Consider the following 18,419-nt stretch of genomic DNA (forward strand, 5'->3'; position numbering starts at 1 on the left):
GGCCCTGCGCCTCTTTGAGAAGATACAAAAAGAACGAGGCAATGCGTTCACGCGGATCACGCAGAACGGTAAAGACAAAGCGGTCGTCGGGCAGAGTCTCAAGCTCGGTCCAGTCGATGTGGCCCGAATACAAGTTATAGCCCATGGGCATCTGCGGCCCTTGGGGCGCTTGCGTGTGCACCCGCACCGGAGAAACAAACGCATCCCCGCCAACAACAGGCACAAGGACGTTATGCACGGTCTGGCCGGCGGTCTTGGGGATATGCAGGAATACGATTGCGGTCATGATTACTCTTTCGACAAATCAACTACTGTGGGGGCAAAGGGTTCAACCTCGTCGATCATTTTCATGACACCTTGCACAAAATCACCGGGCTTGCTCGGCTTCAGATGGGTCAATTGCCACGGCGCGAACTGCCACCATTTGCTGCGCAACATCGGCGAGATCAGCAAAGGATTCAGGCGGTATTTCTTGATGACGGCTGGATTGCCCGCAACAACAGCATAGGGCGGCACATCTTTGGTCACCACCGAATTGGCTGCCACAATGGCACCGTCGCCAATAGTCACACCCGCCTTGATCATAGCACCATGCCCGATCCAGACATCATTGCCGATGTTGGTCACCTGCACTTTGGTCGGGGCCTCGCCGTTTTCAAAACGGTAGGAATGGTATTCCTCGGACCCTTCAAACCCGCCTTTGAGCGAAAAGAGATTGTCATGCAGGTAAAACGCAGGGCTGGTGCTGGCCCATGTCAGCGGGTGGTCCTGCCGCCCGATCTGGATGTCTTCGCCGAACGAGCAATAGCGCCCGATGCGCGCAGCGAAACAATAGCCCGACACCTGATAGGAAAACGCCCCCAGATGGATCGAATGTTCGTACTGCGTCCACTTGAGCGAGGAGGGTGCCTCAAGCACTGTGTTCTTGGGCATGTTGAGCGACAAGGACGCGCCGCGGTTCAACACCTCGACCCCCTGCCCGCGCAGGCGGGAATAGGAAACGGAAACAGTACTCATGCGGTTACACCTTTTGCGTCTTCAAACATCGTATTCAACATCAGCGCAAAGTCGTCTGTGTGCGCGCCAAGGTCAAGCACCCCGCCCTGCCCGTTTGCCGCCGCCGCCCGCCGCGCCGCATCGCCTTGCGCACCCAGATCAAAGCTCCACACCGGCAGACCGGTCGCGATGACTTCGTGGATGGCATAGGAAAACGTCTCGGGCCAGATCGCGGGCATCAGCCAGTCGGTGATGCCGTATTTTTCAACCAGCGCCGGCACATCATCCAGCGCATAGCTGCCGTGGACTATAGCCGGAGAGGCAAGCGCATAGGCGGGGTCCAAGTTACCCACCACCACCAGATGCGCCTCGCCTGTTTTGGCCAAGTGGCGGCTGAGGTCTTGCAAGACTTTCGCGCCCTTTTGCAGGCCAATATTGCCCAGCACACCGATGACGGGTTTGCCGTCCTTGCCCCCGCCCGAAGGCACCACAGGGATGTTGTGCAACAACGTGTGGCGGATGATGCGCAGCCTGTCTTTGACCTGCGGATAGGCATGCAGCACCAGATCGGCGCTGTTTTGCGAGAACACAGTCACATGGTCGGCGGCCGCCATCGCGGTGCCCCATGCCGCGCGCCAGTCTTGCAGCGAAACGGGGACGCCTTCGGCCGTGCGCGTTTGGTGGGCGGGGTCCGTGCTGTCTGCGGCTGGCACCCCGCGGTACACGCCATCTCCGTCAAGCAGCGTATAGGACGGGCTGAGCGGGAAGAAGTCATGCATCAGAATTTCAAGACTATGCTCGGGGCCTTGCGCCAACGCGTGCAGCAAGGTCGGCAGCGCGGCGGGATCACGGTCGCCCACGGCGCAGGAATAGACCACATGCCGCGCGCTCAGCAAATCCATCAGATCGCGCAGCAGATCATCGTCTTCGGTATCGCCTGCAACAACGCCCCCTGCGCTGTGCACCTCGATCTGCCAGCGGTGCGGCCCGCCCACACGCAGCACCACGGCCGCGGCGCGGCTTTCCAGATCAGAGGTGATACGGTCCTTCAGGTAATGCTCGGCCCCGCCGCCCATATCATGCGCCATATAGACAGGCACGGGCCCTGTGTCCTGCCGTGCGGCCTGCGCATCGGCCCAAGCCAGCGACAGTGCCAGACGCGGAGAGCTGAGCGGATCGTGGCGGATGAAATCCTGCACCATCTGGTCATATCCGGCATAGCGTTTCGCGATGATCTGGTTGTTGGCCATCACCAGCTTCAGCTTTTCCTCGGACCCGAAGGACGTCCCGCCACGGTGCTCGACAAACAGGCCCGCATGACCCAAGTGCCGCCCGCCGCGTGCTTTGACACGGCGGCACCAGTCGACTTCCTCGCCGTAGCCCTTGCCGAAAATCGTATCCAGTTGCGGCTCTAACTTGAGGTAATCGATGTTCATCGCCATGCAGAACCCCACGCCGGTGGGCGCCTCGGCAAAGACGGTATCGGTGGACAGGCGGGCGGCGGCAGCGTCGATCAGATCGGCCACGCCGTCCTCCAGCGCGCTGCGCTCGCAGATGACCGGCACGTTGAAAATCTCGGCATCGTTGGACATGGGCGTGACGGTCGCGACCTTGTCGTGGGCAAAGATCGGCGCCAGCAGGCGGCTGGCCCAGCCCGCAGGCACAAACGCGTCCGAGTTCAGCAGCACAACGTGATGCCCCAGTTCCAGCGCGCGATCAAAGGCGCGGTTGACCGAACGGATAAACCCGAGATTCTCGGTATTTTCCAACAGCTCGATCCGCGGGGCGATGTCGGCGGGCAGGGCGGCGTGCCAGTCGCGCAGATAGGGGCGCACGGCCGCGTCGCTGGACTTATCCTCGACGATGATCAGGTGGTAGGGCAGATCGGTATGCGCCAGCACCCGCGCCAGCACATCGGGCAGCAGGTGGAAGGCGTTATAGACCGGCAACACAATGGTGATTTCGGTTTGCGGGGCGGGCAGGGGGGTTTTGGGCTCGGAGAACAGATCTGCATTGATCAGTTCAGCAGCAACAGTTTCGCGCAGGCCAAAGATTTCCTTTACATGCGCCCGCGCCGCAAGATCACGCGAGGCATACCACCGCACAACAGAAGGAACAGCCCTGAACACCGCGCCGATAAAAGGCAAGATCAACTTACGCTGCATGCGCCGCACATCTGATTTGCGAAATCCCGGCACTTCGAACGTCAGCCGTTCACCGTCTTGGTAGGTCCAGAAAACAGTGTGACCAAGAGAATAGCGCACCTCCAGGAAGAACCCTGGCGTTTTGACATCGATATCGCTGAAATTTGCTGCGACGTCCTCTCTTGGAAAGGAGGGAGAAACCTCATCATGATGGCCATCACAGATCACGCCCACAGGCATATGGAAGCACCATCCCTCGACCTTCAGCCGCCCCCCTTCGACAGTCAATGTGTCGATCATCCCCAACATATTTCCGGTCAGGTCTTTGAGCGGGAACCCCTTTGCTTCCATCCTGCCATGATGGCTCGCGTAGCGATGAAAAAGTTGGGACATACGTTTGAACATCAAAATACCCTAATTGCAAAAGTGTCGTCGGTCATGGAAGAAATCAGCCTTCCTTTACGCTGCTATGGCTGGGGTGTCCATTCAGGTATTCCCCCATAGCGCGTAGACGGCAAAGCGGCATGTTTCGCGCGCGAAACATCAGCCAAGCGAGCGGTTGAGCCAGCCCAAAAGCGCATCGCGCAAATCGGGCGTCAGCCCTGCGCCTTCAATCTCGATCCGGCCGTCCTCGAACAGGCGCGCTTGCACACCGCCACGCAGGCGGCGCACCTCCGGCACAGGGGTGCGGGGTTTTGGCTTGGCCTTGCGGGACGGTTTCTTTGTAGACTCTGAATACAGGGATAGAGCCTGTTTTATCGCGTCCTGCTCTTGCTCGGAGGTGGTGATATCTGCCGCTGCCAGCGCCGCACGCAGCGCGGCAATCCGGCTTGTGTCCTTTTGCACATGCTGGGCAATCTGCAATCCCAACCGCTCTCCCAATGTATCTGCAAACCGCAGATCGGCGTCGAGCGCGTGATAAACCGCAACAAAAGATCTGATCTTGGAGCGTTTGGCCCGCGACGCACTGGCATACAGCCTTTTTAGAGCCTCATCTTCATCCTCGAACGCACCTTGTGCCGTGGCTTTGACCGCGATGCGCGCGCGTTCGTAATAGCTGAGCCCCACGCGGATTTCGTTTTCTTCAACCATGGCCAGATAGCTTTCGGCCTGATCATCGGGTTGACGGACCAGCGCCAGCACCATGTCCTGCCCTAACTGCCGCACCGCCTCGCAGCGCCGCCAGCCCGAGATGAGGCCAAAGCGCCCGCCGTCGAGTTCGATCACTTCAATCGGAGTTTGCTGGCCCCGCGCCTCAATGGAGGCAACAAGCGTCGCCATTTCATCCGCATCTGCCCCCAAACGGTCACGCACCAGAAAGTCGGTCTCGATCTGCGCCAGCGGCACCTCGATCACCATACGGCCTTTGGCGCGGGCGTCTTGCAAAGTCTGGCTCAGTTCCGCCAATGCGGCACTGGCGGAGGCATCGGCGGCCACATCGGCAATCGGTGCGCGCATGGCGGGCTTCGGGGCAGTATCGGTGTCGGGCTGATAGTCCGAGATCATCGGCGACAGGCGTTTGCGTTTGGCCATGGGTCAGGCTCCTTTTATCTGGGGCTGCGCAGCATAGGGCAGGGCGGTAGAGGTCGCGTCACCACAGCGTACGGTGCCTATGTTTCGCGCGCGAAACATCACGGCGCATCCCGCGCCAGCTCGTCGCGCCTCCAACTGCCGAGCAGCAATTGTTTGAACGCCGCATAGGTCGCATCAAAGGTCTGCCGGCCGCGCACGTATGTCTCGCGGTTGAAGTCACGGTAGTCGGCTTCATAGATGCCTTGCACCTGTTCGCCCGCTTGCCCGATGAGGGATGTGAAATCCTGCCGGTGCGGCGACAGCACAGGACCCAGATAGGCCTGCATTAGAGCCGCAAGTTCCGCCTGTTGCGTGCCGTCATAGCGCGTGACCACGGCGCGCACCGCGTCCCATTCAAAGTTCAGCTCGGGCCGCCCCAGCGCACGGGCGGCCATGTTCTCGGCCTCCTCGATCGAGCCGAAGGTGGCGTGCAGCATGTCAAAGAACCGCCCCGTGCTGTCGAACTCCAGAAAGGACGCCCCCAGAGGCACCAGCAGGATGTCGGCCGCCGACAGCCCGTTGATGGTGAGATAGCCAAGGGCAGGGGGGGTATCGAGGAAGATCACGTCGTAGTCATCCAGCAGCCCGCCCGCCTCAAGGCTTTCGGTCAGGGCATCCCACAGCTTCCAGCCGCGGGCCGCCATGCGCCAGACGGGGATCTGGAACTCGGCCCAGTAAAGGTTCAGCTGCGCGCCAATGAGATCGATGTTGGGCCAGTGGGTTTTCTGAACCAGCGATTTGGGGTCTACCTCCAGCGCCTCGGTCATCGTCTCGTCCAGCGGGATGGGCGCTTCGCCACGGCTGACGCGGGACTGGTTGTCGGCGCGCACATGCTCGGCGTAGTGGCGGGCGAGCAGGGGGAAGACGGTTTGCCATTCATCCTCGACCTTGCCGCCAAAGATCGAGGTCATCGAGCCTTGGGAATCGAGATCGATCACCAGCACTTTGTACCCGTCAAGGGCGGCGGACATGGCCAGATGGGCAGCGGTCGAGGTCTTGCCCACGCCGCCTTTGAAATTGGCGACAGCGACCATTTTGGCGGGCAGGCCGTCGGGGCGGTAGGGCAGATAGTTTTTCGACTTGGACCCGATAGCCCCGAAATGCGCACGCAGGCGCAAGACCTCATCAAGGGTGAACCACTTGGCCCCGCCCGGTGTCTCGGACATGCCTTGGGGCAGCTCGGGGTTTTGTTTCAGCACGCGGCGGAAGTGACCGGGGGCGACGGGGATCAGATAGCGGGTGATCTCCCATGTAGAGAACGGGCGCAGACTGCGCGTGCCTGTCGCCTCAATATTGCGGGCGGCCAGATCGGCGCGGCCTGCATCACAGCGTTTGGCGATGGCACCAAAGGCATCTGTATCGGTGGCGGGCCCCAAAGCGGCCAGTGCTGCATCGGGATCAATATTGAAATAGGGCGGCAGGGCGGGGTCTGGATCTGATGTCATGGAATGCTCGATGTTCTTGCTTTTTGCTGATGTAGCATAAATGCGCGAACATGGGAATATAGCACGCACGCCTATTCCTTTTTCTAGGCAAATCAAGGGATCAGGCGGGGGATACGGGGGGAGTTTGGCGGTGCAAACCTCTTTTGACCAGTTATTTATAGGTTATTTATTAGTTAAGGGATGCGGGTGCTGGAAATAATCGCTTTGAAACATTGGGTTGGGAGATGAATTTCTGGTTGGGCGACTCTAAAACGACGACAAGGCGACTCTGATCCTTCGTTGCTGCGACTCTGATCCGCCGATGCGGGATGTTACCGTGCTGGACGCAGCTTGTGGATAACTTTACGCTGGTGTCACTGAAACCCCGAAGAATCGGGGGCAGTCACTTCAAGAGCCGGACAACCGGCCGAGAAATACCAGCGGTCGGAGCAGGACGCGATGCAGCAGCGAATACAGGCAGCGGGGGTACACCCTGCGCAGGGCGGGCTTTTACCCGATCGCCATCCCACGGCGGATTTCTTTATATGTGATGTGTTTGATGCGGCCCCCAAGGGGGATCTTGCCTCGATGGAGCATCCGATCTTTTCGCTCTCGACCAAGCCCGACCGCCGCATCCTGAGCTATGCGCATAATGGCTATAAGGTAGAGGTCACGCCTTCGGTGCGGGGCCGGGCCACGATGCATGACAAGGACATCCTGATCTATTGTATCAGCCAGCTGATGGCGGCGCTGAATGCGGGGCGTGCGTTGTCGCGCACGCTGACTTTGCGGGCACATGATCTGCTGATTGCCACCAACCGCAATACATCGGGCGACAGTTACGCCCGCCTGCGCGAGGCGTTCGAGCGTCTGGCAGGCACGCGCATCACTACCAATATCACCGTCGGCGGGATCGAAAGCACCCGCGGGTTCGGCCTGATTGAAAGCTGGGAGATCAAGCGCCGCGCAAAGGCGGAAGACGGGCGCGAAGGCCGGATGATCAGCGTGCAGGTGACATTGTCGGAATGGCTGTTTCGGGCGGTGACCTCGAAATCCGTCCTGACGCTGAGCCGTGATTATTTCCGCCTGCGCAAACCGCTGGAGCGGCGGGTCTATGAATTGGCGCGCAAACATTGCGGGCGCCAGTCGGGGTGGAAAGTCGGCATGGCGACGCTGCATAAAAAGGCCGGCTCGGCCGCACCGTTGCGGGTGTTTCGGGCCGCCATGCGCAAGATGATCGCGGGCGGGCATTTGCCCGACTACACCATGTCGATGAGCGATGAAGACGACATGGTCTACTTCACCCGCAGCGACACGGTGGTGGAACCCGCCACCCGCACAGGCCCCGTGCTGAGCCCGAAAGCAATGGACCAGGCCCGCGCCCAGATGCCCGGCTGGGACGTCTATGCGCTGGAAGCGGAATGGCGCACCTTCTGGGACCGCTCGGGGCGGCCCGCGTTGCAAGACCCCGACCGCGCCTTTGCCGGTTGGCTGGCGCGTAAGGCGGCGGATGCAAACAGTCTTTAGATCATGTGGTAATCGGTCTATAGGATCATCAAACGGGCCGGCCTTGGCCTGATAAATAAGTACAGGTGTTCGTGATGTTGGAAGTAACCCAGACCAAATTGCCCGGCGTGGTCTTGTTGGAGCCGCGCCGCTTTGGCGATAACCGCGGCCATTTTTCAGAGACGTGGAACGCCGCACGCATGGCCGAACACGGGCTGGAATACGATTTTGTGCAAGACAACCAGTCGCTGAGCGCGCAAGCCGGCACCGTGCGCGGCCTGCATTTCCAGACCCCGCCCCATGCGCAGACCAAACTGGTGCGCTGCACCCGTGGGGCGCTGTTTGATGTGGCGGTGGATATTCGTGAGGGCAGCCCGACCTACGGCCAATGGGTCGGCTATGAGCTGAGCGCCGAAAACGGTTTGCAACTGCTGATCCCCGCAGGCTTTGCCCACGGCTTTGCCACCTACACAGACAACACCGAGATTTGTTATAAGTGTGACGACTATTACGCGCCCGAGTGTGAGGGCGCGCTTCGCTTTGACGATCCTGATCTGGGCATCGACTGGGGCCTTGGCGCCCGTGTGCCGGTGTTGTCGGACAAAGACGCCATTGCAGGCGCATTCAAAGATTTCAAAACGCAATTTACCTTCGAGGGCTAAGACATGAAAATTCTGGTGACAGGTGGCGCGGGCTTTATCGGTTCTGCCGTGGTGCGGTTGGCGGTGGCGCGGGGTCATGAGGTGATTAATCTGGACGCGCTGACCTATGCCGCCTGTCTGGACAATGTGGCCGAGGTTGCACAGGCGCCCAACTATACCTTTGTGAAGGCCGACATCCGTGACCGCGCCGCGCTGGACAAGGTATTTGCCGATCACGCGCCCGACGCGGTGATGCATCTGGCAGCCGAAAGCCATGTTGACCGTTCCATCGACGGGCCGGGCGATTTCATCGAGACGAACATCACAGGCACCTACAACATGCTGGAGGCTGCGCGCAGCTTTTGGATGGCGCAGGGCAAGCCCGACAGTTTCCGCTTTCACCATATCTCCACCGATGAGGTCTTTGGCTCACTTGGCGCGGAGGGGCAGTTCACCGAAACGACGCCCTATGATCCGCGCAGCCCCTATTCTGCTTCCAAAGCCGCCAGCGACCATCTGGTCCGCGCCTGGGCCGAGACCTACGGCCTGCCCGTGGTGCTGACGAACTGTTCCAACAACTACGGGCCCTATCACTTCCCCGAAAAGCTGGTGCCGGTGGTGATCCTGAATGCGCTGGCGGGCAAGCCGCTGCCGATCTACGGGGCAGGGGACAACGTGCGCGACTGGCTCTACGTCGAGGACCATGCCGATGCGCTGCTGCTGGTGCTGGCCAAAGGTGAGCTGAACCGCAGCTATAACATCGGCGGCGAGAACGAGCGGACCAATCTGGAACTGGTGCGCACCCTGTGCGAGATCCTTGATCGCTTGCGCCCTGCGGATAAACCCTATGCCGATCTGATCGAATTCGTCACCGACCGCCCCGGCCATGATGCGCGCTATGCCATCGACCCAGAGCGTATCCGCACCGAGCTGGGCTGGCGTCCTTCGGTCACCGTCGAGGAAGGTCTGGAGAAAACCGTGCAATGGTATCTGGACAATGAAGACTGGTGGCGCGCGCTGCAAAACCGCGATGGCGTCGGCGACCGCTTGGGCGTCAAAGCCTGATAGCCCTTATTAGGGTCTGATATTTAGACAAAGGATTTTCAACATGACACAACGCAAAGGCATTATTCTGGCCGGTGGCTCTGGTACGCGGCTCTATCCCGTGACGATTGGCGTCTCGAAGCAACTGCTGCCGATCTATGACAAACCGATGGTGTATTATCCGATCTCGGTGCTGATGCTGGCAGGCATCCGTGACATCGCGATCATCACCACGCCCGAGGATCAGGCGCAATTCCAGCGCACCTTGGGCGATGGTAGCCAATGGGGTGTGACCCTCACCTATATCGTCCAGCCCAGCCCCGACGGGCTGGCGCAGGCCTATTTGCTGGCCGAGGATTTTCTGGATGGCGCACCCTCGGCCATGGTGCTGGGCGACAATATCTTCTTTGGCCATGACCTGCCCAAACTGCTGGGGGCTGCGGATACCAATGCGGCGGGGGGCACGGTCTTTGGCTACCGCGTGGCTGATCCCGAACGCTACGGCGTGGTGGATTTTGACGCGGATGGCAATGTGCGGTCCATCATCGAAAAGCCCGACGTGCCGCCGTCAAACTATGCGGTCACAGGGCTCTATTTCCTTGACGGCACAGCGCCCGAGCGCGCGCGCGGCGTGAAGCCCTCGGACCGCGGCGAGCTGGAGATCACCTCCCTGCTGGAAAGCTATCTGGAAGACGGCCAGCTGAGCGTGCAGCAAATGGGGCGCGGCTATGCCTGGCTTGATACCGGCACGCATGGCAGCCTGCTGGATGCGGGGAATTTCGTGCGCACGCTGGAGCGGCGTCAGGGCATGCAAACAGGCAGCCCCGACGAGATCGCATTCGCCGCAGGCTGGATCACCGCCGATGCGCTGCAAGAGCGCGCCGAGAAGTTCCGCAAGAATGATTACGGCGAGTATCTGCTGGGCTTGCTGAAAGCCTGACGGTCAACCGCAGATGCAGTTTTAATGCTGCATCTGCGCGATCTGCTTTGCAATCGGCTCGTGCTGGCTGAGCTGGGTCATCAGCGATGTCCAGCCGCCTTCGACGTAGGAATCTGCGGCAGCGTAGGGGGCAAACCCGTGCACTGAACCGCGCAGCAACCCACCGCCCAACGCCGTGAGAGTGCTGGGTGGACCGTCGGGTTTCATATCTGCTTCTACCCACAACAAATGGTGATCGGGGTGGCGGGCGTGAAGCTCTGCCAGCACTTTGCGCACTTTGTCTTCTTGCAGCGTTTTGTTGTCCTTGATGATATAGACAGCGACCTGACGTCTCATCTGGGCCATGAATTTGGCTTTTAGGTGGGCAACTTTAGCGGCTTCAGCCTGATAGATTTCGTCAAATGCCGCTTTGTCGGATAACAGGCGCAAATTGCCTTCTTCGTCGCGCTCTACAAGTTTGGAATGGAATTTGAAGCCGAACCATTTGTCGTGGACCATACCGGGCGAATGCACATCAAGGTCGCGTTGCAAATAGAGGGGGCGGTTCGGGGTCTCGAACATCGACAGCAAACTGTCGATTGGTGTAATGGCCCAGCGGAACAGGCTGGAGGGTTCATACCCGCGGTGGCGCTGCCAAAAGCCGTATTCGCAATTGTCACCAAGGCTTTCGGTCATGCGCATCAGCTTTTGCGTCGGCAAATCAACATCCTTCACGACATCGGGGTGGTTGATTTTTGCTGCGGCCTGCTTGTGTACATTATCAAGCCATGCCTTGCCGGGATCGGGCATCTGATCCGCGAATTTTGTGATTTCAGGCACGATCGCTTTGGCAATCTGTATTTTCTCTTTCGGGGTCAGAGAGCTTGTCCAGATCTGGTCATTCTGGTTTTTGTCGGAATGGAAAAAATCATCCGGTGCGCGGGTTTCCGTTTGCGGGGCCAGATCGAACCCCAGCAGCTGTGCCACACGGGAGGTGAGTGCTTTGGGGTCTTTGATCACATCCTCGAAGGGCAAGGCGATGAAATCATCCCCGAACTCCGCGCGCCATGTGTTGATGACATCGGCATAATCCCAGCGCTGCCGCTGCAGCGGACGCTCCAGAAACTCCGCCAGATCATCATGGGACGGGCGGCCACGGTACATGCCATGAAGGCTAAAATGCAGTTTGATTTGCGAATACAGACGCGGCAGCGGGTCGCGCATCAGATACAGAACCTTGCTGCCCTCGGGCAGACCTTTGCGCAAAAGGCGGATGTTTTCGGGGGGCAAAAAACAATAGGCGGGTGTGATATCAAGCGAGGGACGCCCCTCGACCGACATCAGGTTGATATAGGTTTCCATCGTGACGGGATCATGCAGATTGATCTTGCTCCAATCCTCAAGCCAGCGGGCCTGATCGGCGCTGTCATGGCTGTCTTCGATCTGTTTGCGTGCATCATTTGCCGCGTGATCGCGATGCTGTTGCGTGCGGCGCGAATTCCAGAACCGGACTTCTTTGACCAAAGGGACAAACAGGGCAGGGTGCTGGCGCATTTCGCGGAACAGCCATGTTGTGCCCGCACGCGGCGCGCCGATACACAGGTGGATAGGATGCATAAAGTCTTGCCCGTCTTTATTTTCAGTCATTGTCGTTCACCCTTCGTGCAGAGCCCGTAAACCACAGCTCTCCATTTCAGCGCAAAAAGCTGTATCTTTTCATATGCGATGATGACGCGTGATGCCAGTGCTGCCAACAGCCCCTCCTGCCCGGGGGCCGAATACCGCCTTACGCAAGGCCGGAGGAGGAGGGGGCAAACAGGCGGACCTGTCCAATGCCGGTGCTTGTATCCCGTATGACCATTCGGGACGGGCGAACCACCGCGCCGCAAGCGGAATGCAGCAGCGCGGTGCAGGGCTTCTAGATCATATGCGACAGGGTCACGCGCATATTCGCGGTGTTGGTGAAATTACCGTTGTTCAGTACCGATATCCCGCTGGTGCCTGAATTGAACAGCTGGATGCGGCGGCCCGGGCGGGTCCGGCATTTGGGCACGGTCAACCCGCTGCCGCCGCTGACAAAAAAGATTTCGCCGGGGTAATAGATCGGATTGGCGTCAAACGGCAGGTCCTGAATTTCGGCGGCCCCTGTGGCGGTCCCTTTGAATTGCAGGTCGATTGTGCATTGCAGCATCACAAAATTGCCGATGCGCACATAGCTGCCCAGCTGGTTGTCGTAGGTCATGTCTGTGTCATCGCCGCCAAAGGTCAGGCGCGGGGTCCATGTGCCTTCCTCGTAGTGGTCCAGCGTGGAGCTGCCAAAGCGGATCCCTGCGGGGGCCGACAGGGTGCCTGTGGCGGCATCCGCACTCAGCGCGTCGGTAAAGGTATTGCCATCGGCGCTGACGCGCAGGGCAAAATCCGTGCCCCCCGTCAGACCCATTTCGGCATGACCGGTAAAGCCCGATTGAAACAGCAGGCTGGCGGTGTCGGTGACGGCGGCCTTGTTCACCTTTAGCCGGTGACTGCTGCCCGCATGGGTCAGCAGCGTGGCATCCGAGGCGACGCTCAGCCGGTTGGTGGTATCAGCGCCCGTGTTCACCCCCAGCGTCAAAGCTGCCAGATCATCGGTTGAGCCGCCGCCGGGCTGGCGCCAGTCGGCCCCGTCCCAGACCACGCTCAGGTCCTCGTCCAGCACATAGGCCTGCCAGCCCGGTTGCGGCGCATAAAAAGACCAGCCATTGCCCTCATAAAGGGCGATGTCGCCCGCATGTCCCGTCCAGTCACCCTGTGCGCCAGTCGCCACAATATAGCGGTTGCCCGCATCCAGAGCCGCAGGCGGCGCATTCAGTCCCCGCGATTGCACGCCCAGCTGCACCAGCGCATCCAGCGCGCGCAGCGCCTCGTTATGGGTGACATGCTTTTGCGCCTGAGCGGGCTGTAGATAGGGCATATCCAGAAGGAGAGAGCGGTCAGACATCGGGCGATCCTTTGCAAAGCGAAAACTGGGATTACTCCTATCAATTCCAGCTTTGAGGAGCGGTGAACGCAGCGGGCGGCGCAGGGGCAGTTTACGCAACGGCGGAATACGGCAATTCCTTGCCTAAAATAGTGGCGCCGCGCTCTCTGTGAGGTTGAAAATAGCTTTAATAACACGCAGGCATTTGTCATAAGACGGCTTAATCAAGCTTTTACTAAAGGACATATCATGAAGGTTATTATTCTGGGCGGCGACGGCTTTTGCGGCTGGCCCAATGCATTGCATCTCTCGAACCAGGGCCACGATGTTGTTATCGTGGACAACCTCAGCCGCCGTGCCATCGACCTTGAGCTTGAAGTCGACAGCCTGACCCCCATCCGCCCCATCGGGGAGCGGATCCGCGTGTGGAAAGAACTGACCGGCAAAGACATCAAATTCGTCAACTTCACCGTGGGTGAGAACTATCACCGCCTGCTGACGTTGATCGAAGAAGAAAAGCCCGACGCCATCGTGCATTTCGCCGAACAGCGCGCCGCGCCTTACTCGATGAAATCGAGCTATCACAAACGCTATACCGTCTCCAACAATATCAACTCGACCAATGATGTGCTGGCGGCGATCGTGGAATCCGGTCAGGACATCCACATGATCCACCTCGGCACCATGGGCGTTTACGGCTATGGCACCGCGGGCATGCAGATCCCCGAAGGGTACCTGAAGGTCAAAGTGGACACCCCCGCAGGCGAGAGCGAGCAGGAAATCCTGTATCCCACCAACCCCGGCTCGATCTACCACATGACCAAATCCCAGGATCAGTTGTTGTTTGCCTTCTACAACAAGAACGATCAGGTCAAAGTCACCGACCTGCACCAGGGCATCGTCTGGGGCACCCAGACCGAAGAAACCAAGATGGACGAACGTCTGATCAACCGTTTCGACTATGACGGTGATTACGGCACGGTTCTGAACCGTTTCATCATGCAGGCGGCTGTCGACTATCCGATGACCGTGCATGGCACCGGTGGCCAGACCCGCGCGTTCATCCACATTCAGGACACCTGCAAGTGTATCGAGATCGCGCTGAACAACCCGCCTGCCAAAGGCGACCGTGTCAGCATTCTCAACCAGATGACCGAAACGCACCGCGTGCGTGATCTGGCGCAGATGATCCACGACGCAATGGGCGCCGAAATCGCTTACCTCGAGAACCCGCGCAACGAGGCGGCCGAGAACGAATTGCACGTCGCCAACGACCAGTTCCTTGGTCTGGGGCTTGAGCCGAAAAAGCTCGAAGGCGGGTTGATGGAAGAGGTCAAAGAGATCGCAACCAAATACGCCGATCGTTGCGACAAGACCAAGATCCCCTGCGTCTCCACCTGGAGCTGACACGCCTACAGGGCAAGAATTGAACCGGCGGGCCGCAGGGCCTGCCGGTTTTTTTATGGGCGCAGGGGGCAGCCCTTGCACGGGGGGGCGTGCTGGGTCACATATTTGCAATGGAGTGAAAGGACTGTCTGATGCCCATTTTTGATTTAGACGACCGCCGCGTGTTGTTTCTGCACATTCCAAAGGCGGCAGGATCTTCGATGACAAAATGGCTGTCGGGACATGGCAAAGTGTCGTTTTTCCGCCCCCGCCCTGTGCCGCCACTGACCATCCCGCCCCAGCATTTGCGCTGGCGCGACTTTGATTATTTGCTGAACGATCCCGTCTTCGACTATGCGTTCACCGTTGTGCGCAATCCCTATGACCGCATCGAGAGCGAGTATTTCTGGGCCCACCGCAATGCCGACACCAGCGGCCAGCCGTGGGATGATTTCAACAGCTGGATCGAACGGCAGATAAAGGCCGTGCGCAACAATCCGTTCCACGCCAGCAACCACCTCAGCACACAAGTGAGCTTTTTGGCCGATCCGGTCGAGGTCTTCAAATTCGAAGACGGGATGGAACAGATCACAGCGCAGATCGCCAAGACATTGGGGATCACACCACCTGACAAGGTGCCCTACCAAAACGCCCGCGCTGAAAAGGCCCGCACGCTGGTCTGGTCGATCGAGAGCATTGATCTGGTCCGCGACTTCTATGCCGCGGATTTCAAAACGCTGGGGTATGATCCCGACGGGCGCAGCGTATCTGCGTAACAGACGGCCGCGCCCTGCCGGTATCAGAAGATAAAGTCGTTCGCGTCCATCTGCGCTTCTTGCACGCCCAGCAGGGTAATCTGGTCGCCCCCGCCCAAGGTGATGACCAGATCGGCCCCGACGTTTGACGCCGCGGCGCTGAAGTCCGCGAAATTGTCGATTGCGCCAAGGGCGCGCACGTCCAGATCATCGACGTTCACAAGGAAATCGGTGATCACGTCCACGCCGCTGTTGTCCATAAAGACAAAGTCATCCGCGCCCGCGTCGCCGCGCATCGTGTCATTGCCGCTGCCGCCGATGATCGTGTCATTGTTGCCGCCGCCGCGCAGATTATCATCGCCGGTCGCGCCAATCAGGCGGTCATTGCCCGCTTGGCCCAGAATGGTGTCATTGCCGTCATTGCCGATCACCGTGTCCGACCCTTCGCCGCCCAGCAGGCTGTCGTTGCCGCTGCCGCCTGCGACAAAATCAAGACCCTGACCGCCGTTGACCGTGTCATCGCCCGCGCCACCGCTCAGGCTGTCAAAGCCGCCATTGCCGCTGAGGCTGTCATTGCCTGCGTCGCCGGTGATCGTGTCCGACCCTGAATCGCCGGCGATTTCGTCGTTGCCGTCCCCGCCGCCCAGCACATCGTTATCCAACCCGCCTTCAATTTCGTCATCACCGTCACCGCCCATGAGGGTGTCAAAACCCGAGCCCCCGAAAATACGGTCGCGCCCTGCGTCTCCGCTCACAATGTCGGCGCCGGCCTCTGCAAGGATATAGTCGTTGCCTTCGCCGCCCTCAACGCTGTCGTTGCCCTGACCTGCGACGACGACATCGCCGCCCAGCCCGCCAAACACAGTATCGTCGCCCGCACCGGAATAGATTGCATCGTTGTCGCTGCCCCCATCGAGAACATCATTGCCCGCTGACGTAGAAATGCTGTCATGGCCGATACCGCCAAAGATCGTGTCATCGCCGCCGCCCGCAATAATCGTGTCATCGCCTGCGATCGCGTTCACATAGTTATCGCCAAACCCGACATCGATATAGTCGGTCAGATTGGTGGTGATCAGGTTGGCATCCGTGCCATCGCCGTTCAGGAACTGCATGTGGTCCTGGGAGTTCGTCATACCTGTGAAGGTCCAGCCAGACAGGTTCAATGTCTCGCTTGCTGCGATATCGGTGCGGATAATATCAATCCCGACCGAGCCCTCTACCGCCAGATTGGCATCCAGCGCACCCGCGCCTGTGATGCTGCCAAGGTCCAGCTCGAACAAGGTACCGCCGGCACTGCCAAAACGCAGGACTTCGATGCTGTCAAAGACGATGTCGGCGTTGGTGGCGTAGGTGCCCGCCTCGCGCAGGACCAGCGTGTCGGTGCCGCCCCCGCCTGACAGGGTATCGGCGCCTACGGCATAGGTGGAAATCCGGGCATCGAATTCATCCGCGCCGTTGCCGCCCTCAAGGCTGTCGGTCATTGACGAACCACCGAGGGTGTCATTGCCGCCCGTGCCAACAACTTCGATCACAAGGTCATCGCCGGTGATGTTGTCGAACTGGGTGAAGGTCCATGAGGACATGTCGAAACTACGTGCGTCTGTCACGCGCAGCCCGTCCGCACTGCCTGCGGTGGTGTTGCCGTTAATGTGGTAGTTATCAGCAAACAGGCCCGTCTGGGTGGTGCTGGCCACCAACATCGTGGTGCCTGCGGCGATGTCATCGTTAAAGGCCAGCCCTTCCATGCTGGTGATGTCGAACACGCTCAGATCAAAGGTGCCCTGCGACATCAATTCGATCATATCGCGCCCGCCACCGCCGTCGATGGTGTCCACGCCATTGCTCAGATCATCGAGGAATATCTGCACAAAATCATTGCCTGCGCCGCCCTCGATGATGTCATCGCCCCAGCCGCCCTGTAGAACATCAGCGCCGCCATTGCCCAAAAGCGTGTCGTCACCGCCATTGCCGATCAGCGTGTTCGAGACGCTATTCCCTGTCATCCGGTCGCGGCCATTGCCGCCTGTCGCGCTCTCGAAGCTGGTGAACGTGTTGAATTCGGGGCTGGCAAAGCCCTGTTCCCAACGCTGGTTTTGCAGATCGATATGAGTGCCCGAACGGCCGCCGACAGAAATGTCGAACGTGTCGTTCCCGTTGCCGCCATCACGGATGTAGCCATCTGACAAGGGCTGGTAGCTTGAGCCCATGACAAAAACGTCATCGCCATCCCCGCCGTACATGTCGTCGAGGTTCCGCTCGAACAATGTGTCATTACCCGCCCCGCCATAAAGCTCGCCCGGGCCCGCGCCGCCTGACAGTTGGTCATTGCCATCGCCGCCGTCCAATGTCGTAAAGCCGTTGCCAGAGAACATGATGTCATTGCCCAGCCCGCCATATGCGATACTGAAACCGTCGCCGGTGGTGATCATGTCATCGCCCGCTCCACCTTCGAGGGTCACAAAGCTGTTGCTTCCTGTGATTGTGTCGTTGCCATCCCCGCCAAACACCAGACGCCCGCCGTCTGTCCCGTCAATGGAATCGTCGCCGCCGCCGCCTTTCAGCGTGGCACTGGCATTAGGGCCAAGAATGATGTCATCCGCGCCCAGCACCTCTGACAGAAATCCTGCGGTCGATCCGGTCATCGTGACCAGATCCGCGCTGAGACCTGTGACAACGTATTCGGGGTTGGCAGGGTCATTGGCCCCCAGATCAACCTCGAGCCGCTCAACCGTCCCGCCTGTGGCGACCCCGCCCGAGAATGTGATCCCTGTGCCCCAGGCCTGCACTGCCGTCCCGTCCGGTGTTGTCCACGCAAAGCGGGTGCTGGAATTCAGGCCGGTCATGTCTTGTTGTTGGAAAACGAACTGGTTCTCGTCCAGCATATTGACGATTTGACTGCTGCTGGTGACGGAAAAAGTAGCCATTGAAACCTCGGGGTTGTGATAAGGGCAAGACGCCCAAAAGAATGCCTGGGCGGTGGTGAAAATTTTATAGGTATTTTAACGCGCTAGGGTCAACCATAGGGTGAATCCCTGCACCCTCTCTGCAAAATGCGTTGCATAAAAGCAGAGCA

General features: G+C 59.4%; 14 protein-coding genes. 6 read left to right on the forward strand and 8 right to left on the reverse strand.

Translation table 11 applies throughout. The annotated features are described in order from the left end of the window. The 5 genes from ABMC88_RS17890 to ABMC88_RS17910 all read right to left on the reverse strand — a co-directional run. A partial coding sequence (locus ABMC88_RS17890) for a sulfotransferase family 2 domain-containing protein (protein WP_349578252.1) occupies nucleotides 1-286 on the reverse strand: 286 nt, incomplete at its 3' end. A 2-nt stretch (nucleotides 287-288) separates the two neighbouring features. Next, nucleotides 289-1,017 (reverse strand): CatB-related O-acetyltransferase, encoded by a 729-nt coding sequence (locus ABMC88_RS17895; RefSeq protein ID WP_349578253.1) that lies wholly within the window; start codon nucleotides 1,015-1,017, stop codon nucleotides 289-291. Further along, nucleotides 1,014-3,491 carry a glycosyltransferase gene (locus ABMC88_RS17900; protein ID WP_349578254.1) on the reverse strand — a complete coding sequence of 826 codons (2,478 nt, stop codon included), beginning with the start codon at nucleotides 3,489-3,491 and terminating at the stop codon, nucleotides 1,014-1,016. The genes ABMC88_RS17895 and ABMC88_RS17900 overlap by 4 nt, the downstream gene beginning before the upstream one ends. A gap of 192 nt (nucleotides 3,492-3,683) precedes the next feature. Then, nucleotides 3,684-4,673, reverse strand: a complete 990-nt coding sequence (locus ABMC88_RS17905; RefSeq protein ID WP_349578255.1) for a ParB/RepB/Spo0J family partition protein — start codon at nucleotides 4,671-4,673, stop codon at nucleotides 3,684-3,686. A gap of 98 nt (nucleotides 4,674-4,771) precedes the next feature. Next, a complete protein-coding gene (locus ABMC88_RS17910; RefSeq protein WP_349578256.1) occupies nucleotides 4,772-6,157 on the reverse strand; it encodes an AAA family ATPase in 1,386 nt (461 codons plus the stop codon). Nucleotides 6,158-6,595: 438 nt separating this feature from the next. On the opposite strand from ABMC88_RS17910, the gene ABMC88_RS17915 reads away from it, so the two are divergent. The 4 genes from ABMC88_RS17915 (at nucleotide 6,596) to rfbA (ending at nucleotide 10,267) form a co-directional block, all read left to right on the forward strand. Beyond that, a complete protein-coding gene (locus ABMC88_RS17915) occupies nucleotides 6,596-7,663 on the forward strand; it encodes a replication initiator protein A (RefSeq protein WP_349578257.1) in 1,068 nt (355 codons plus the stop codon). Between the two features lie 77 nt (nucleotides 7,664-7,740). Beyond that, nucleotides 7,741-8,304 carry a dTDP-4-dehydrorhamnose 3,5-epimerase gene (rfbC, locus tag ABMC88_RS17920; protein ID WP_349578284.1) on the forward strand — a complete coding sequence of 188 codons (564 nt, stop codon included), beginning with the start codon at nucleotides 7,741-7,743 and terminating at the stop codon, nucleotides 8,302-8,304. A gap of 3 nt (nucleotides 8,305-8,307) precedes the next feature. Continuing rightward, nucleotides 8,308-9,348, forward strand: coding sequence for a dTDP-glucose 4,6-dehydratase (gene rfbB, locus ABMC88_RS17925; protein ID WP_349578258.1), 1,041 nt, complete (start codon nucleotides 8,308-8,310; stop codon nucleotides 9,346-9,348). A 43-nt stretch (nucleotides 9,349-9,391) separates the two neighbouring features. Further along, nucleotides 9,392-10,267: a glucose-1-phosphate thymidylyltransferase RfbA gene (rfbA, locus tag ABMC88_RS17930; RefSeq protein ID WP_349578259.1), complete on the forward strand. Its 876-nt coding sequence runs from the start codon at nucleotides 9,392-9,394 to the stop codon at nucleotides 10,265-10,267. Between the two features lie 21 nt (nucleotides 10,268-10,288). On the opposite strand, the gene ABMC88_RS17935 is transcribed toward rfbA, so the two are convergent. Both ABMC88_RS17935 and ABMC88_RS17940 read right to left on the reverse strand, forming a co-directional pair. Then, complete coding sequence (locus ABMC88_RS17935; protein ID WP_349578260.1) at nucleotides 10,289-11,893, reverse strand: sulfotransferase; 1,605 nt, start codon at nucleotides 11,891-11,893, stop codon at nucleotides 10,289-10,291. A 271-nt stretch (nucleotides 11,894-12,164) separates the two neighbouring features. Next, the gene (locus ABMC88_RS17940) at nucleotides 12,165-13,223 is read right to left on the reverse strand and encodes a DUF2793 domain-containing protein (RefSeq protein ID WP_349578261.1); all 1,059 of its coding nucleotides are present in this window, start codon (nucleotides 13,221-13,223) and stop codon (nucleotides 12,165-12,167) included. Between the two features lie 228 nt (nucleotides 13,224-13,451). On the opposite strand from ABMC88_RS17940, the gene ABMC88_RS17945 reads away from it, so the two are divergent. Next, entirely contained in the window at nucleotides 13,452-14,609 is a 1,158-nt protein-coding gene (locus tag ABMC88_RS17945; protein ID WP_349578262.1) for an NAD-dependent epimerase/dehydratase family protein, read from the forward strand. 131 nt (nucleotides 14,610-14,740) lie between these two features. Continuing rightward, the gene (locus ABMC88_RS17950; protein ID WP_349578263.1) at nucleotides 14,741-15,364 is read left to right on the forward strand and encodes a sulfotransferase family 2 domain-containing protein; all 624 of its coding nucleotides are present in this window, start codon (nucleotides 14,741-14,743) and stop codon (nucleotides 15,362-15,364) included. 23 nt (nucleotides 15,365-15,387) lie between these two features. Here ABMC88_RS17950 and ABMC88_RS17955 read toward each other — a convergent pair whose 3' ends face one another. Then, nucleotides 15,388-18,270 carry a calcium-binding protein gene (locus tag ABMC88_RS17955; RefSeq protein ID WP_349578264.1) on the reverse strand — a complete coding sequence of 961 codons (2,883 nt, stop codon included), beginning with the start codon at nucleotides 18,268-18,270 and terminating at the stop codon, nucleotides 15,388-15,390. Nucleotides 18,271-18,419 lie beyond the last annotated feature (149 nt).

The sequence above is a fragment of the Sulfitobacter aquimarinus genome (genome assembly GCF_040149565.1).
Taxonomy (GTDB): domain Bacteria; phylum Pseudomonadota; class Alphaproteobacteria; order Rhodobacterales; family Rhodobacteraceae; genus Sulfitobacter; species Sulfitobacter aquimarinus.

What these genes read in the sequence shown, in the direction of transcription:
- ABMC88_RS17895 (WP_349578253.1), bottom strand. Translation starts at nt 1,017, where the DNA reads ATGAGTACTGTTTCCGTTTCCTATTCCCGCCTGCGCGGGCAGGGGGTC.
- ABMC88_RS17900 (WP_349578254.1), bottom strand. Translation starts at nt 3,491, where the DNA reads ATGGAAGCAAAGGGGTTCCCGCTCAAAGACCTGACCGGAAATATGTTG.
- ABMC88_RS17905 (WP_349578255.1), bottom strand. Translation starts at nt 4,673, where the DNA reads ATGGCCAAACGCAAACGCCTGTCGCCGATGATCTCGGACTATCAGCCC.
- ABMC88_RS17910 (WP_349578256.1), bottom strand. Translation starts at nt 6,157, where the DNA reads ATGACATCAGATCCAGACCCCGCCCTGCCGCCCTATTTCAATATTGAT.
- ABMC88_RS17915 (WP_349578257.1), top strand. Translation starts at nt 6,596, where the DNA reads ATGCAGCAGCGAATACAGGCAGCGGGGGTACACCCTGCGCAGGGCGGG.
- rfbB (WP_349578258.1), top strand. Translation starts at nt 8,308, where the DNA reads ATGAAAATTCTGGTGACAGGTGGCGCGGGCTTTATCGGTTCTGCCGTG.
- rfbA (WP_349578259.1), top strand. Translation starts at nt 9,392, where the DNA reads ATGACACAACGCAAAGGCATTATTCTGGCCGGTGGCTCTGGTACGCGG.
- ABMC88_RS17935 (WP_349578260.1), bottom strand. Translation starts at nt 11,893, where the DNA reads ATGACTGAAAATAAAGACGGGCAAGACTTTATGCATCCTATCCACCTG.
- ABMC88_RS17940 (WP_349578261.1), bottom strand. Translation starts at nt 13,223, where the DNA reads ATGTCTGACCGCTCTCTCCTTCTGGATATGCCCTATCTACAGCCCGCT.
- ABMC88_RS17945 (WP_349578262.1), top strand. Translation starts at nt 13,452, where the DNA reads ATGAAGGTTATTATTCTGGGCGGCGACGGCTTTTGCGGCTGGCCCAAT.
- ABMC88_RS17950 (WP_349578263.1), top strand. Translation starts at nt 14,741, where the DNA reads ATGCCCATTTTTGATTTAGACGACCGCCGCGTGTTGTTTCTGCACATT.
- ABMC88_RS17955 (WP_349578264.1), bottom strand. Translation starts at nt 18,270, where the DNA reads ATGGCTACTTTTTCCGTCACCAGCAGCAGTCAAATCGTCAATATGCTG.